Source organism: Actinocorallia aurantiaca, from assembly GCF_039533685.1.
Lineage (GTDB): Bacteria > Actinomycetota > Actinomycetes > Streptosporangiales > Streptosporangiaceae > Actinocorallia > Actinocorallia aurantiaca.
Map to the genome: position 1 here is coordinate 32,770 of NZ_BAAATZ010000037.1, position 13,888 is coordinate 46,657.

Below are 13,888 nucleotides of genomic sequence, written 5' to 3' on the forward strand. Positions count from 1 at the left end.
GGGAACAGCAGATAGGACAGAATATCCTTCTGCCCATTTCCATCGCAAAGCCCCCGGAGATGACCTTGAGTGGTTGGAATCCCCCGCCGCAGGGACCCGGCTATGGCGGGGACCAGCCGCCGCAGCAGCCTTACGGACAACCCCAACAGCCCTACGGGCAGTCCCAGCAGCCTTACGGACAGCCCCAGCAGCCCTACGGGCAGACTCCGCCGCCGTTCGGGCAGCCCACTCCCCCGCCCTTCGGGCAGCAGGGGTTCCACCCCGCGCCGCCCAGGAAGAACAAGACCGGCCTGATCCTGGCGCTCGCCGGAGCGGCGGTCGTCGTGGTGATCATCGCCGTGATCGTCGTCGTGAGCCTGAGCGGCGGGGGAGGCATCGGCGACCAGAAGTACACCGTCAGCGCGCCGCCCTCCGCGGGCGGCTACCCGCAGGCCGGCGACTCCAGCGGCGACCCGTACGGCAACGCCTTCAAGAACCTGCTCGGCTCGCGGGGCACCGTGGTCACGGCGGCCTACGACGTCAACGGCACCACGGTCACCTTCACCGGGGTCAGCGGCACCGACATGGGAGACGCCGGCGGGTTCCGCCAGGGTCTGGAGAAATCCGGCTCCGGCGCCAACATCACCCACCACGACACCGACCCCGGCGGCCCGGGCACCGCGGGCTGCGCCGAGATCACCGTGGCCACCGTCACCGTGCCGCTGTGCTACTGGCAGACCGACACCTCGCTCGGCATGGTCACGGCCAGCCCCAACGCCACCGGAGGCACCTCGATGAACTGGAGCCGGCTGGCCGACGTGATGCGCCAGATGCGACCGGACGTCGAGAAGCCCGCCTGACCCGGGACACGCGTCCCTGTTCGGTGGCTCAGGCGATCGGAGAGAGTTTCCGGCATGTACGGCGTCACCGCGCTCGGCGCGTTCCTGCTCGGGCTCGTCGTCGGCGTCATCGCGACCCGGCGGCTCGCCCCCACCGCGGACGACCGCGCCGGAGCGCTCCAGCGCTCCCGGGAACGCATCCTGGCGGCGGCCGAGGAAGAACGCCGGCGGCTGCGGCACGACCTCCACGACGGGCTCGCCCCCACCCTCGCCAGCCTGGCGATGGCCCTCGACACCGCCAGGCTCACCCTGGGCGACCGGCCCGAGCGGATCGGCCCGCTGCTGAGCGACCTGCGGCAGCGGCTGGCCGCGGCGGTCGGCGACATCCGCGAACTGGTGGCGGGCCTGCGCCCGCCCGCGCTGGACGACCTCGGCCTGGCCGGGGCGGTCGGCGGGCTCGCGGACGGAATGGACGGGATCATGGTGGAAGTCAAGATCAGCGGTGAGCTGGCCTCGCTTCCCGCGGCGATCGAGGTCGCCGCGTACCGCATCGTCCAGGAGGCGCTCAGCAACGTCCGGCGGCACTCCCTGGCCGCCAACGCCCTGGTCCGCCTCAACCGCGGACCCGACGCGCTCCACCTGGTCGTCGCCGACCCCGGCACCGGCGTCCCGTCCGGCCGGGACGGCGTGGGCCTGGCCGCGATGCGCGAACGCGCCGCCGAAGTCGGCGGCGTCTGCACCATCGGACCCCGACCCGGAGGCGGCACCGCGGTGGTCGCACGCCTTCCCCTCAACCTGCTCCCGGAGGAACCCAGTCGTGTCCGACGACATCCGAGTGATCATCGCTGACGACCATCCCATGTTCCGCCAGGGCCTGCGCGCCCTGCTGGAGGCCCTGGGCATCGAGGTCGTCGGCGAGGCCGAGAACGGGCCCGCCGCCGTCCGGCTCGCCCACGACGTCCAGCCCGACGTGGTCGTGATGGACCTGCACATGCCCGGCGGCAACGGCATCGAGGCCACCCGCACCATCACCCGCACCAGCCCGCACATCGGGGTGCTGGTGCTGACCATGTTCCGCGACGACGACTCGGTGTTCGCCGCGATGCGCGCCGGGGCGCGCGGCTACCTGCTCAAGGAGTCGGGCGCCGAGGAGATCGCGCGGGCCGTCCGGGCCGTGGCGGCCGGGGAGGCCATCTACGGGCCGGAGATCGCGCGGCGGGTCCTCACCTACTTCACCGAGATGCCCGACCCGCGCAAGTCCGCCTTCCCCGAGCTCACCGACCGGGAGCGCGAGGTGCTCGAGCTGATCGCCCAGGGGCGCAACAACGGGGAGATCGCCGGGATCCTGTTCCTGTCGCCCAAGACGATCCGCAACCACGTCTCCAACATCTTCATGAAACTGCACGTTGCCGACCGCGCGCAGGCGATAGTGCTGGCTCGCGAGGCCGGCCTTGGCACGTAGGACCATCCTGTGGGCCGGGGCGCTGGCCGGCCCGCTGTGCGTCGTCCTGGCGTACGCCTTCCGCTACTCGGTGCCGCTGGAGTACCGCACCAGCCAGTCCTGGCGGCCCGAGGTCATCATGGGCTGCCTGTACCCGGCCGTCGGCGCCTACCTGCTCAGCCGCAGGCGGGGACTGGTGATAGCCAGGCTGCTGTGGGGCATCGGCCTGTTCGCGGCCGCCCACTGGCTGATGATCCCGTTCTCCCGCTGGGCCCTGCTGCACGACCTGACCGGCGCCGCGGTGCTGCGCTGGAGCGCCACCTGGCTGTACATGCTGGAGTTCCTGCCCCTGGTGATGATCGTCCCGCTGCTCTTCCCGGACGGCAGGACGCCCTCCCGGCGCTGGCGTCCGGTGCTGTGGCTGTCGGTGCTGCTCATCGGCCTCAACGTCGTGCACCGGATGCTGCTCCCCGCCGACCTGGGCGTGGGCGGACGGGAGGCGGCCAACCCGTTCGGCGTCCAGGCGGTCCTGGGCCTCGACGACGTCTACGTGCAGGGCGTCCAGCCGATCACGGTGGCGGTCACCTTCCTGAACCTCTTCTCGCTGGCCGTGCGCTTCCGCGCGGGCAGCCCCATCGCCCGGCGGCAGATCGCGCTCATCGCCTACCCGTTGCTGGGCACCGCGCTCGCCGGCTACTCCGACCTCATCTGGCCGGACATGCCGTTCTGGCTGTTCGCCACCCTGACCTGCACCGCGGTGGGCCTGGTGCCGATCTCGCTGGCGATCGCCATCCTGCGCCACCGGCTCTACGACATCGACGTGATCGTCAACCGGACGCTGGTCTACGCCACCCTGACGCTGATCCTGGGCCTGGTCTACTTCGGGCTCATCGCGCTGGTCAGCAGGCTGGTCGCGGGCCAGGCCGCCGGGTTCTTCGGCGCCCTGACCGTCGGCGCGCTGTTCCAGCCCGTCCGCTCCCGCGTCCAGCTCTCCATCGACCTGCTGTTCGGGGTGGAGCGAGACCCCTACCGGCTGGCCGACAAACTGGCCAGGACCGTCCAGCAGACCGAGGACCCGGCCACCGCGCTGCGGCTGGCCGTCCGGGCGGTGCGGCGCACGCTCGCGGTCTCCGGGGTCTCCGTGGAGATCGACGGGGCCGTCGTGCACACCGACGGGATCGAGGAGGGGCAGGCGCAGGTGGTCCCGCTGGTGTGGCACGGCGAGCAGATCGGCCGGATGCTGCTGTACGGTCCGGGCCACGCCGACCACAGGTTGATCGGGGTGCTCACCCGGCACGTCGCCGACCTCGCGCACACCGTCCGACTGCTGCGGGTCTCCCACGAGACCGTCATCAACACCCGCGAGGCCGAGCGCCGCAGGCTCAGCCGCGACCTGCACGACGGGCTCGGCCCCACCCTGGCGGCGCTGGCGCTGTCGGTGGACGCCGCCCGGGTCCGCCTCACCACCGACCCCGAGTCGGTGGAGCCGTCCCTGCTGGCGCTGCGCGAACGCATGACCACGGCGATGGGCGGCATCAGGGAGCTGGTGCACGGGCTGCGCCCGCCCGCCCTGGACCGGCTCGGCCTGCTGGGCGCGATCCAGGCCCTCGCCTCGGACCTGCCCGAACCCCGGGTGGACGTGCGCTGCGAGGACCTGCCCGAGCTCGCCCCCGTCCAGGAGGTGACCGCCTACCGGATCATCCAGGAGGCGCTCACCAACGTCCGGCGGCACGCCAAGGCGACCAGCGTGGACCTGCGGCTCTCCGAACGGAACGGCGAACTCGAGATCACCGTCTCGGACGACGGCCGGGGCCTGCCCCGCCAGCCCCGTGCGGGCCTGGGCCTGACGTCGATGCGGGAGCGGGCCTCCGAACTCGGCGGCACCTTCACCATCGCCTCCCGCCCGGGAGGCGGCACCACCGTCACCGCCCGCCTCCCCCTGACCTGACCCGCCGCACGCCTTCCCCGCACCCTCCCCCTCAGGCGGCCCTGAGGGGGCGGCAGAGGCTCGTACAGAGCCCTGGAATGACGAAACCCGGCTCGAAAGAGCCGGGTCTGTCACAGGAACGCTCAGGCGCTCTTCTCGCGCGGTTCGCGTTTGGGGGAGCGCTCGCGCGGGACGAGCGTCGGGTTCACGTGCTCCAGCACCGACTCCCGGGTGATGACCACCTGGGCGACGTCCTGCCGGCTGGGCACCTCGTACATCACCGAGAGCAGCACCTCTTCGAGGATGGCCCGCAGACCCCTCGCCCCGGTGCCCCGCAGGATGGACTGGTCGGCGACGGCCTCGAGGGCGTCGTCGGTGAACTCCAGCTCCACCCCGTCCAGCTCGAACAGGCGCCGGTACTGCTTGATCAGCGCGTTCTTCGGCTCGGTGAGGATGTTGATCAGCGCCTCCCGGTCCAGGTTGTGCACGCTGGTGATGATCGGGAGGCGGCCGACGAACTCGGGGATCATGCCGAACTTCAGCAGGTCCTCGGGCATGACGTCGCCGAAGATGTCGCTGTTCTTGGCGAAGTCGACCTTCGAGCGGATGACCGCGCCGAAGCCCACGCCCTGCTTGCCCACCCGGGACTCGATGATCTTCTCCAGGCCGGAGAAGGCGCCGCCGCAGATGAACAGGACGTTGGTGGTGTCGATCTGGATGAACTCCTGGTGCGGGTGCTTGCGCCCGCCCTGGGGCGGGACCGAGGCGGTCGTGCCCTCCAGGATCTTCAACAGGGCCTGCTGCACGCCCTCCCCGGAGACGTCCCGGGTGATCGACGGGTTCTCGCTCTTGCGGGCGATCTTGTCGACCTCGTCGATGTAGATGATGCCCGTCTCGGCCTTCTTGACGTCGTAGTCGGCGGCCTGGATGAGCTTCAGCAGGATGTTCTCGACGTCCTCACCGACGTAGCCCGCCTCGGTCAGAGCCGTGGCGTCCGCGATGGCGAACGGGACGTTGAGCAGTTTGGCCAGGGTCTGCGCGAGCAGCGTCTTACCGGATCCGGTCGGGCCGAGCAGCAGGATGTTCGACTTGGAAAGCTCGATCCCGTCGTCCCGCGAGTCTCCGGACTGGATTCGCTTGTAGTGGTTGTAGACCGCGACGGACAGCGCCTTCTTGGCCTTCTCCTGCCCGATCACATAGCCGTCGAGGAACTCGTAGATCTCCCGGGGCTTGGGCAGGCTGTCCCACTTGAGGTCCGAGCTCTCGGAGAGCTCCTCCTCGATGATCTCGTTGCAGAGATCGATGCACTCGTCGCAGATGTACACACCCGGGCCCGCGATGAGCTTCTTGACCTGCTTCTGTGATTTGCCGCAGAAAGAGCATTTCAGCAGGTCACCACCGTCGCCGATGCGTGCCACCCGGTTGTCTCCTTTTCGTGGGGCCGCCTTGCGCCCGGCGGTGCGCGGAGTTCTCGTTCCGCGCACCGCCGGCAGAGGCTGCTTCGACGGTACCGTCTCCGGGGCGCCGGGTCACATCCCGAGAGTCTCGGGATCCGACCGCGAAGCCGGGGGTCTCCCCGAACTTAGCGCCGTCTTATCAAGACACTACCTCTACCCGGCGCTTCTTGCTGACGAAGACGTCGTCGACCAGACCGTAGGCCTTGGCCTCGTCCGCCGTGAGGATCTTGTCCCGCTCGATGTCGAGCCGGACCTCGTCCGTCGTCTTGCCGCTGTGACGAGCCAGGATGGTCTCCAGCAGCTCGCGGATGCGCATGATCTCGCGGGCCTGGATCTCGATGTCCGAGCCCTGGCCGTAGGTGCCCTCCGTGGCGGGCTGGTGGATCAGAATCCGCGAGTGCGGCAGCGCCGCGCGCTTGCCCTGCGTGCCCGCCGCCAGCAGCACCGCGGCCGCCGAGGCGGCCTGGCCGATGCAGACCGTCTGGATGTCGGGCTTGACGTACTGCATCGTGTCGTAGATGGCCGTCATCGCCGTGAAGGAGCCACCGGGCGAGTTGATGTAGATGCTGATGTCGCGATCGGGGTCGATCGACTCCAGGGTCAGCAGCTGGGCCATCACGTCGTTCGCGGACGCGTCGTCGATCTGCACGCCCAGGAAGATGATCCGCTCTTCGAAGAGCTTGTTGTACGGGTTCATCTCCTTGACCCCGTACGCGGTCCGCTCCACGAAGGACGGGATGATGTAGCGGCTGTCGACCGGCTGAACGCCGCCGGCACGAATCTCCATGCTGCTCTCCATAATCGGACGGCTGCTCTGCATGATCGGTCGGAACCCCTCCATCAGGAGACCGTGCCCTCGGAGGGAACCTCGTTGGCGCTGGTGACCACGTGGTCGACCAGTCCGTAGGCTCTGGCCTCCTCGGCGGTGAACCAGCGGTCGCGGTCGGAGTCGGCGCCGATCTGCTCCACCGTCTGGCCGGTGTGGTAGGCGATCCGCTCCGCGAGCGTCTTCTTGACGTAGAGCATCTGCTCGGCCTGGATCTTGATGTCCGAGGCGGTGCCGCCGATGCCGCCGGACGGCTGGTGCATCATGATGCGCGCGTGCGGAAGGGCGTAGCGCTTGCCCGGGGTGCCCGCGCAGAGCAGGAACTGCCCCATGGACGCCGCCAGACCCATGCCGACCGTCACGATGTCGTTCGGCACATACTCCATGATGTCGTAGATCGCCATACCGGCGGTCACGGAGCCACCCGGAGAGTTGATGTAAAAGGTAATGTCGCGCTTGCCGTCCTCGGCCGACAGCAGCAGCAGTTCGGCGGCGAGGCGGTTGGCGATGTCGTCGTCGACCTGCTGGCCGAGGACCACGATCCGCTTGCGCAGCAACTGCTGGTGCAGGGCCTCCTGTGCGGCCATGGCCTGCAGTCCGCCCTCCCGGGCGAAGAGCGGATCGTGGAAAATCGGAGGCTTGCTCACCCTGTTCCTCCGTAGGTGTCTAGCGAGTCTGATCCCTGAACGGTCGGATGATTGGACACTAACGCGCCCCGCGGGGGCCTCACGCCATACGGACGTTCTTTTCGCTGGCGGCGTACCCTTCGCCCTTTTCCCGGTGCGGGGTTTAGCCGCGAGCGAACGGTGGTTTGAACGCCGGCGCCCCGCATGCCATTTCCGGCATACGGGGCGCAATTGGCTTTTTCGTGCAAATCAGGCCTTGCTAGAGCCCTCTTCGTCCTTCGCCTCGGCGGCCTCGGGGGCCTCCTCGACGATCTCGGCCTCGGCGACCTCCGCGGCCTCGTCGGACTCGGCCTCGTCCGCGACCTCGACGGTGGCGGTCTCGCCGTTGATCTCCTTGCGGAGCTCCTCGAGGTCGAGCTCGTTGCCGGACTCGTCGGAGATCTTGACGTGCTCGACGATGAGGTTGAGCGCCTTGCTGCGCAGCACCTCGGCGACGAGCGCCGGGATCTGGTTGTTCTCGGTGAGGTACTGGGCGAGCTGCTGGGGCGGCAGGTTCATCTGCATGGCCTGCGTGACCACGTACTCGCTGAGCTCCTCGTTCTCGACGCCCAGCTCCTCTTGGAGGGCGAGCTGGTCGAGGATGAAGCCGCCCGCAACCGCCTTGCGCGCGGCCTCGTCGAGCTCGGCGTCGAACTCCTCGGCGCTCTTGTCCTCCTCGGCCAGGTAGGCCTCGCGGGTCAGGCCGGCGTAGGCGAGCTGCTGGTCGAGCTGCTCGTTGCGGCGGGCCTTCTCGCTGTCGACCACGCTCTCGGGCAGCGGGATCTCGACCTTCTCCAGGAGGGCCTCCAGGGCCTTGTCCCGGGCCTGGCCGACCTGGTTCATCTTCTTCTGCCGGTCGAGGCGCTTGCGGACGTCGTCCTTGAGCTCCTCGATCGTGTCGAACTCCGAGGCCAGCTGGGCGAACTCGTCGTCGGCGCCGGGCAGCTCCTTGACCTTCACCGACTGGACGGCGACGGTGACCTCCGCCTCCTCGCCCTGGCGGGAACCGGCCACGAGCGTGGAGGGGAAGGACTTGGACTCGCCGGCGGACAGGCCCACGATCGCCTCGTTGAGGCCCTCGATGGCGCCTTCGGCGCCGACCTCGTAGGAGTAGCCCTTGGTGGCGGCGTCCTCGACCTCCTCGCCGTCGATGACGGCGCTCAGGTCGATGGTGACGGTGTCGCCCTCGGCGGCGGCGCGCTCGACGGTGGTGAGGGTGGCGAAGCGGTCACGCAGGTTGTCGAGGGTCTCGGCGATCTCCTCGTCGGTGACGACGGCGTCGTCGACCGTGACGGGCAGGCCCTCGTACTCGGGCACCTCGAAGGTCGGACGGACGTCGACCTCGGCGGTGAACTCGAGTTCCTTGCCGTCGTCGATCTTGGTCACCTCGACCTCGGGCTGGCCGAGGACGAAGAGCTCCTTCTCCTCGATCGCCGCGCCGTACAGGCCCGGAAGCGCGTCGTTGACGGCCTCCTGGAGCACCGCGCCGCGGCCCACGTACTGGTCGATCAGGCGCGCGGGCGCCTTGCCCGGGCGGAAGCCCTTGAGCCGCACCTGCTTGGCGAGCTCCTTGTAAGCCTTGTCGAGGCTCGGCTTGAGCTCTTCGAACGGAACTTCGATGGTGAGCTTCACCCGGGTCGGGGTCAGCTCCTCGACAGCGGTCTTCACTGGGGCAGGTCTCCTTGATCCGGCGGGTCACACGGCTCGGCGCGCTGTGGAGCGACCCTGGACCCTGCCAGGCCGCGAGCGCGAGCGGCCGCCGGTCTCACGTGGTCGTTTCGGGCGGCACGGCACATGCCTATGCGGCCCTCAGTCTAGGGGGTCACGGCCACCTCCCGTGACATGCCTCCACGCGCGCCCCCTCTCCGCGTGCCTTCCGGGCCCTTCCCGCCCCCGGGGCGCGGAGCGGATGATCGCCGCTGCGGAAACACCACTCTCCCCCCGGCCGCCGAGCGGCTAGACTGTCGCGCGTCGCGGGCTGTGGCGCAGCTTGGTAGCGCGCTTGCTTTGGGTGCAAGAAGCCGTGGGTTCAAATCCCGCCAGCCCGACGAGATGATCAGAGCCCCGGCGTCACGACGCCGGGGCTCTTCTCGTCGACGGGCCCGTCCGCGGGGGCCGCGTCCTCCTGCCGGGATCAGACCCCCGCGTCCGCGAGGCTGCGCCGCAGGTCGCCGGTCCTGCGCAGGTAGGTGACCCAGGTGAGGACCACGCACACCGTGTAGAAGGCCGCGAGGATGAGCAGCGCGGGGGCGATCGACCCGGCCTCGGCCAGGGAGATCCGGAAGGTCTGCTGGATGAGCACCCCGCCGAGGGCGCCGACGGCCGAGGAGATCCCGATGGCGGCGGCCGCGGTGCGCCGGGCCGAGGAGATCGCGGCGGCGACGGCCCCCTCGTCCGCGGGGTCCACCCCCTCCATCGCCTTGTTCTTGAAGATCGCCGGGATCATCTTGTAGGTCGAGCCGTTGCCGATGCCGGTCGTGGCGAAGACGCACAGGAAGGCGGCCAGGAACAGCGGCCAGCTGCCAGCGCCGACCGCGAACCAGACGGCGGCGATGCCGAACGCCATGATCAGGAAGTTCCAGAACGTCACCTTGGCGCCGCCGAGCCGGTCGGCCAGCCAGCCGCCGATCGGGCGGGCCACGGAGCCCACCAGCGCGCCCAGCCAGATGTAGTCGGCGGCCTTGATGTCGGGGAACTGGTTCTTGATCAGCACTCCGAAGGAGAAGGAGTAGCCGATGAACGAGCCGAACGTGCCGATGTAGAGCACCGACATGATGACCGTGTGCGGCCTGCGGGAGATGGCCGCCATCTCCTTGACCGTGTAGGAGCTGGTGGCGTGCCGCAGGTTGTTCATGAAGAAATACGCGCCCGCGGCGGCGACCAGCACCAGCGGCATCCACACCCAGCCCACCGCCACGAGCCCCGCGGCGACGATCAGCGGCGGCATCGCCAGCTGCGTGACGCTGGTGCCGAGGTTGCCGCCCGCGGCGTTCAGGCCGAGCGGGAGGCCCTGCTTGTTCGTCGGGTAGTAGTGCGTGATGTTCGACATCGACGAGGCGAAGTTGCCGCCGCCCAGGCCGGTGGTGGCCGCGATGAGCAGCAGGACCCAGAAGGGGATGTCGGGGTTCTCGATCGCGTAGACGAACAGGGCGCACGGGATCAGCAGGAGCAGGGCGCTGATGATCGTGAAGTTCCGGCCGCCGAACCGGGCCGGCCCGAAGGTGTAGGGGATGCGCATGAAGGCGCCGACGAGGTTCGGGACGGTCGTCAGCCAAAGCTGCTGGCCGACGTCCAGCGTGACGCCCACCGTGCCGAGGTTGATGACGGCGATGCTCCACAGGAGCCAGACGCAGAAGCCGAGGTGCTCGGTGAGGATGGACCAGGCGAGGTTGCGGCGGGCGACCCTCTTGCCGGTCTCGTTCCAGAACCGCTCGTCGTCGGGTCGCCAGTCTTCGATCCAGCGGCCCTGGTCTGCGCCGGGCGCCTCGGGCCTTTCGCCGGTCAGCGTGGTCATGCCCTGCCTCCAGGTACTTCTGCTCTGCTCTGTCGTTGCCGTCGTCCCGAAGGTAGGTACGGGCTCCTTCCCGGCTGTTGCCACGAGGTCAAGACCCGATTACCTGTCACGCACCGGGCACGGCGCGTCAGTGTGAGCCCTTCTCGACCTCGCCGAACCGGAGCGTGAAGAAGCGTTAACACATCCGTTACCTGACCGGTCAGATGCATGTCACAGAGTTATCGGCCACTACCTGGCGGGTTTTGGACGTTCTTCAACCCGACGGTCTTCCGGTTCCGACGACTCTCCGGATCAGAGAGAGGTACGGGCACGTGCCGGGATCACACCCCGGATTGGTCCGACACGTGTCGTTAGGCCAAAATCAGCCCCTGGACTTTCGTGCTGTACCCAAGGGAGGGGAAGCAGTGGACGTAGAGCAGACGGCGCTGCCCGGTATAGGGCTGCGCCACGAGTTCACCACCCGCGCCGGACGCCGTGTAGGCGTCGTGTCCTACCGGACCGGCCGGCGCGACCTGGTGATCTACGACAAAGCGGACCCCGACCGGGCCTGTGAGACCGTCAAACTCAACGACGAGGAGGCCGACGCCCTCGTCGAGCTGCTCGGCGCGCCCCGCATCGTCCAGCGCCTCAACGACCTGCACCGCGAAGTCGAGGGCCTGGTCAGCCTGCAGGTGCCGGTTTCGTCCAGGTGGGACGGCAAGACGATGGGCTCGGCCCAGATCCGCACCCAGACGGGCGCGTCCATCGTGGCCGTCGTCCGCAGCGGCGAGGTCAACGCCAGCCCTCTGCCGGACTTCGTCCTGCGGGAGCGCGACGTCGCGGTCGTCGTCGGAAGTCCGGAGACCACTGAGGCTGCCGGCCAGATCCTGGCCAGCGGGTAGGGGAGCGCGTGCACGACATAGCCATTCTTTTCCTGGAGCTCGGCGGCATCATCCTCGCCCTGGGCATCCTCGGATCCTTCGCCCTCCGCGCGGGCATCTCGCCCATCCCCCTCTACCTCATCGCCGGTCTCGCCTTCGGCCACGGCGGGATCCTCCCTCTGGGCGCCAGCGAGGAGTTCGTCCACACCGCCTCGGAGATCGGTGTCATCCTCCTGCTGCTCACCCTCGGCCTGGAGTACAACGCCAACGAGCTGCTGACCTCGCTCAAGGGCAACGCCAAGGGCGGTCTGGTCGACCTCGTGCTGAACGCGGCGCCCGGCGTGATCATCGCCCTGGTGCTGGGCTGGGGACCGGTCGCCGCCATCGCGATGGGCGGCGTCACCTACGCCACCTCCTCCGGCATCACCGCGAAGGTCCTCACCGACCTGGGCTGGGTCGGCAACCGCGAGACCCCCGTCGTGCTGTCGCTGCTGGTCTTCGAGGACCTCACGATGGCCGTCTACCTGCCGGTCCTCACCGCCATCCTGGCGGGCGCGGGTTTCGCCGCCGGCGCCACCAGCGTCGGCATCGCGCTGGCCACGGTCACGGTGGTCCTGGTCATCTCCCTGAAGTTCGGGCGCTACCTGGAGATGTTCGTCTCCAGCCCCAACTCCGAGGTCCTGCTGCTCAAGGTGCTGGGCCTGACGCTGCTGGTCGCCGGCATCGCCCAGCAGCTGCAGGTCTCCGCCGCCGTCGGCGCGTTCCTCGTCGGCGTCGCGCTCTCGGGGCAGCTCGCCCACGAGGCGCAGGAGATCCTGGCCCCGCTGCGCGACCTGTTCGCCGCGGTGTTCTTCGTCTTCTTCGGCCTCAACACCGACCCGGCGAAGATCCTCCCGGTCGCCGGGCTGGCGCTGCTGCTGGCCTTCGTCAGCATCCTCACGAAGCTGCTCACCGGCTACTACGCGGCGCAGCAGGCGGGCATCGGACGGGCCGGACGGGCGCGGGCCGGTCTCGCGCTGGTCCCCCGCGGTGAGTTCAACATCGTCATCGCCGGTCTGGCCGTCGCGGCCGGAGCCCACCCGGACCTCGGCCCGCTGGCCGCGGGCTACGTCCTCATCCTGGCGGCGTTCGGCCCGCTGGCGGCGCGGCTGCTGCAGCCCGTCATCACCTCGCTGGCCGACCACCCCGAGGACCACCTCCCCTTCTTCCGGCGGAAGAAGGCCGAGGCGGGGCGCCAGGAGATGACCGAATCGAACGGCGTCGATGAAGTCGACGCCGCAGTCGGCGCCGACGCGGGACCGGAGGAATCCGGCTCCGCTTCCGTCGAAGACGGCGACGGCGAGCCCGTCAAGAATTGACCCCTTTCCGCGTGCCCGCCTTCACCGGCGGGCACGCGGGGGCGTGGTCATCCACGGTTCCGTCCGGTGCTCCGGGCGAGGGTGGCGCACGGGCTCCGGAGCCGGCGCGGCGGGAGTCCGCGTGACCCGCTCGTAGCGGGGGAACAGCAGGACGGCGTAGAGCGCCAGGAAGACGCCCGCCAGTTCCAGCGCCAGCCACAGCGGCTCGGACGGCCAGGGCTCCCCGAAGAGCAGCGCCGCGCCGCACACCAGCTGGATCTTGCCGACGATGTTCATCACGACGCAGACCACGATCAGGCGGCGCTGCTGCAGGCCGATGTGCAGCAGGCCCAGGCCCAGCCCCCCGGCGAGCACGAACAGCACCGGGTAGGGCGTGAACAGCAGGTAGCGCGGGTCTCCGGTGATGTAGGGGATCATCGCCACGCCCATCGTCTCGGCGGTGCCGAGCAGCACGCCCGCGCCGATCCCGTACGCGACCCCCGTCAGCCGCCGGGCGTGCCGGCCCTCCACCTTGCGCTCGCGCACGCAGAACAGCCAGATGGGGAAGAGGAGCGAGGGGACCGTCGCCGCGGCGAACGTCCAGGGGGACGGGTCGGGCGGACCGGCCAGGCTGCGCGAGGGGAACGAGCCGTACCCGAAGGCGACGGAGACCGCGACGAGGACCAGTGCCGCGACCAGCAGGGAGATCGCGCCGGCCTCCCGGCGGGACAGTCGCTCCTTGAAGCCCTGGACGCCGACCAGCAGCAGCAGGAGCAGGCCGAAGAGGTAGGTGGCCAGCATGATCGAGACGGGTGCGGTGTTCACCGCGGCCGCGGCCACCACGGTCCCGCTCATCACCGTGGTCAGGCCGATCATCCACGAACCGCTGGTCGCCAGCTTCATCGTGGCGTGGAACGGGCGGCGGGCGGTGAGCGGCGGGAGCGACGCCCCGGTCATCTTGAAGATCACGAAACCGGTGAGGTAGACGAGGTGGGCGGCGCACGCCAGGAGTACGGGCTGCATGGTTCCTCCGGGGGTGGGTC

Annotated in this window: 12 protein-coding genes and 1 tRNA gene; 7 read left to right on the forward strand and 6 right to left on the reverse strand. The window is 69.5% G+C overall.

Annotated elements, in window-relative coordinates; translation table 11 throughout:
* The first annotated feature begins 65 nt into the window (after nt 1-65).
* From ABD327_RS35050 to ABD327_RS35065, 4 genes are read left to right on the forward strand one after another with little or no spacing between them, the layout of a single operon-like run.
* Nucleotides 66-839, forward strand: a complete 774-nt coding sequence (locus ABD327_RS35050) for a hypothetical protein (protein ID WP_344457515.1) — start codon at nt 66-68, stop codon at nt 837-839.
* Between the two features lie 54 nt (nt 840-893).
* Entirely contained in the window at nt 894-1,667 is a 774-nt protein-coding gene (locus tag ABD327_RS35055) for a sensor histidine kinase (protein WP_344457517.1), read from the forward strand.
* Nucleotides 1,668-1,677: 10 nt separating this feature from the next.
* Entirely contained in the window at nt 1,678-2,280 is a 603-nt protein-coding gene (locus tag ABD327_RS35060; RefSeq protein ID WP_344458105.1) for a response regulator, read from the forward strand.
* On the forward strand, nt 2,270-4,207 hold the full coding sequence (locus tag ABD327_RS35065) for a sensor histidine kinase (RefSeq protein WP_344457519.1): 1,938 nt from the start codon (nt 2,270-2,272) through the stop codon (nt 4,205-4,207). Before ABD327_RS35060 ends, ABD327_RS35065 begins: the two co-directional genes overlap by 11 nt.
* 122 nt (nt 4,208-4,329) lie before the next feature.
* On the opposite strand, the gene clpX is transcribed toward ABD327_RS35065, so the two are convergent.
* The 4 genes from clpX to tig form a co-directional block, all read right to left on the reverse strand.
* Nucleotides 4,330-5,604, reverse strand: a complete 1,275-nt coding sequence (clpX, locus tag ABD327_RS35070) for an ATP-dependent Clp protease ATP-binding subunit ClpX (RefSeq protein ID WP_344457521.1) — start codon at nt 5,602-5,604, stop codon at nt 4,330-4,332.
* 178 nt (nt 5,605-5,782) lie between these two features.
* A complete protein-coding gene (locus ABD327_RS35075) occupies nt 5,783-6,430 on the reverse strand; it encodes an ATP-dependent Clp protease proteolytic subunit (RefSeq protein WP_344457523.1) in 648 nt (215 codons plus the stop codon).
* A 53-nt stretch (nt 6,431-6,483) separates the two neighbouring features.
* Entirely contained in the window at nt 6,484-7,056 is a 573-nt protein-coding gene (locus ABD327_RS35080) for a ClpP family protease (RefSeq protein WP_344458107.1), read from the reverse strand.
* A 288-nt stretch (nt 7,057-7,344) separates the two neighbouring features.
* A complete protein-coding gene (gene tig / locus ABD327_RS35085; protein ID WP_344457525.1) occupies nt 7,345-8,802 on the reverse strand; it encodes a trigger factor in 1,458 nt (485 codons plus the stop codon).
* 306 nt (nt 8,803-9,108) lie between these two features.
* On the opposite strand from tig, the gene ABD327_RS35090 reads away from it, so the two are divergent.
* A tRNA-Pro gene (locus ABD327_RS35090) sits at nt 9,109-9,182 on the forward strand.
* An 86-nt stretch (nt 9,183-9,268) separates the two neighbouring features.
* Here the strand turns inward: ABD327_RS35090 and ABD327_RS35095 are convergent.
* Nucleotides 9,269-10,648 carry an MFS transporter gene (locus ABD327_RS35095; RefSeq protein WP_344457528.1) on the reverse strand — a complete coding sequence of 460 codons (1,380 nt, stop codon included), beginning with the start codon at nt 10,646-10,648 and terminating at the stop codon, nt 9,269-9,271.
* A gap of 404 nt (nt 10,649-11,052) precedes the next feature.
* Between ABD327_RS35095 and ABD327_RS35100 the strand changes: the two genes are divergently transcribed.
* A complete protein-coding gene (locus ABD327_RS35100; RefSeq protein WP_344457530.1) occupies nt 11,053-11,529 on the forward strand; it encodes a cation:proton antiporter regulatory subunit in 477 nt (158 codons plus the stop codon).
* An 8-nt stretch (nt 11,530-11,537) separates the two neighbouring features.
* Complete coding sequence (locus ABD327_RS35105) at nt 11,538-12,866, forward strand: cation:proton antiporter (RefSeq protein WP_344457532.1); 1,329 nt, start codon at nt 11,538-11,540, stop codon at nt 12,864-12,866.
* A gap of 21 nt (nt 12,867-12,887) precedes the next feature.
* On the opposite strand, the gene ABD327_RS35110 is transcribed toward ABD327_RS35105, so the two are convergent.
* On the reverse strand, nt 12,888-13,868 hold the full coding sequence (locus ABD327_RS35110) for a hypothetical protein (protein WP_344457534.1): 981 nt from the start codon (nt 13,866-13,868) through the stop codon (nt 12,888-12,890).
* Nucleotides 13,869-13,888: the final 20 nt, after the last annotated feature.

Excerpts from the sequence above, each read along its gene's own strand:
- ABD327_RS35080 (WP_344458107.1), bottom strand. The coding sequence starts at position 7,056 with ATGGCCGCACAGGAGGCCCTGCACCAGCAGTTGCTGCGCAAGCGGATC.
- ABD327_RS35110 (WP_344457534.1), bottom strand. The coding sequence starts at position 13,868 with ATGCAGCCCGTACTCCTGGCGTGCGCCGCCCACCTCGTCTACCTCACC.
- ABD327_RS35075 (WP_344457523.1), bottom strand. The coding sequence starts at position 6,430 with ATGGAGATTCGTGCCGGCGGCGTTCAGCCGGTCGACAGCCGCTACATC.
- ABD327_RS35055 (WP_344457517.1), top strand. The coding sequence starts at position 894 with ATGTACGGCGTCACCGCGCTCGGCGCGTTCCTGCTCGGGCTCGTCGTC.
- ABD327_RS35095 (WP_344457528.1), bottom strand. The coding sequence starts at position 10,648 with ATGACCACGCTGACCGGCGAAAGGCCCGAGGCGCCCGGCGCAGACCAG.
- ABD327_RS35060 (WP_344458105.1), top strand. The coding sequence starts at position 1,678 with ATGTTCCGCCAGGGCCTGCGCGCCCTGCTGGAGGCCCTGGGCATCGAG.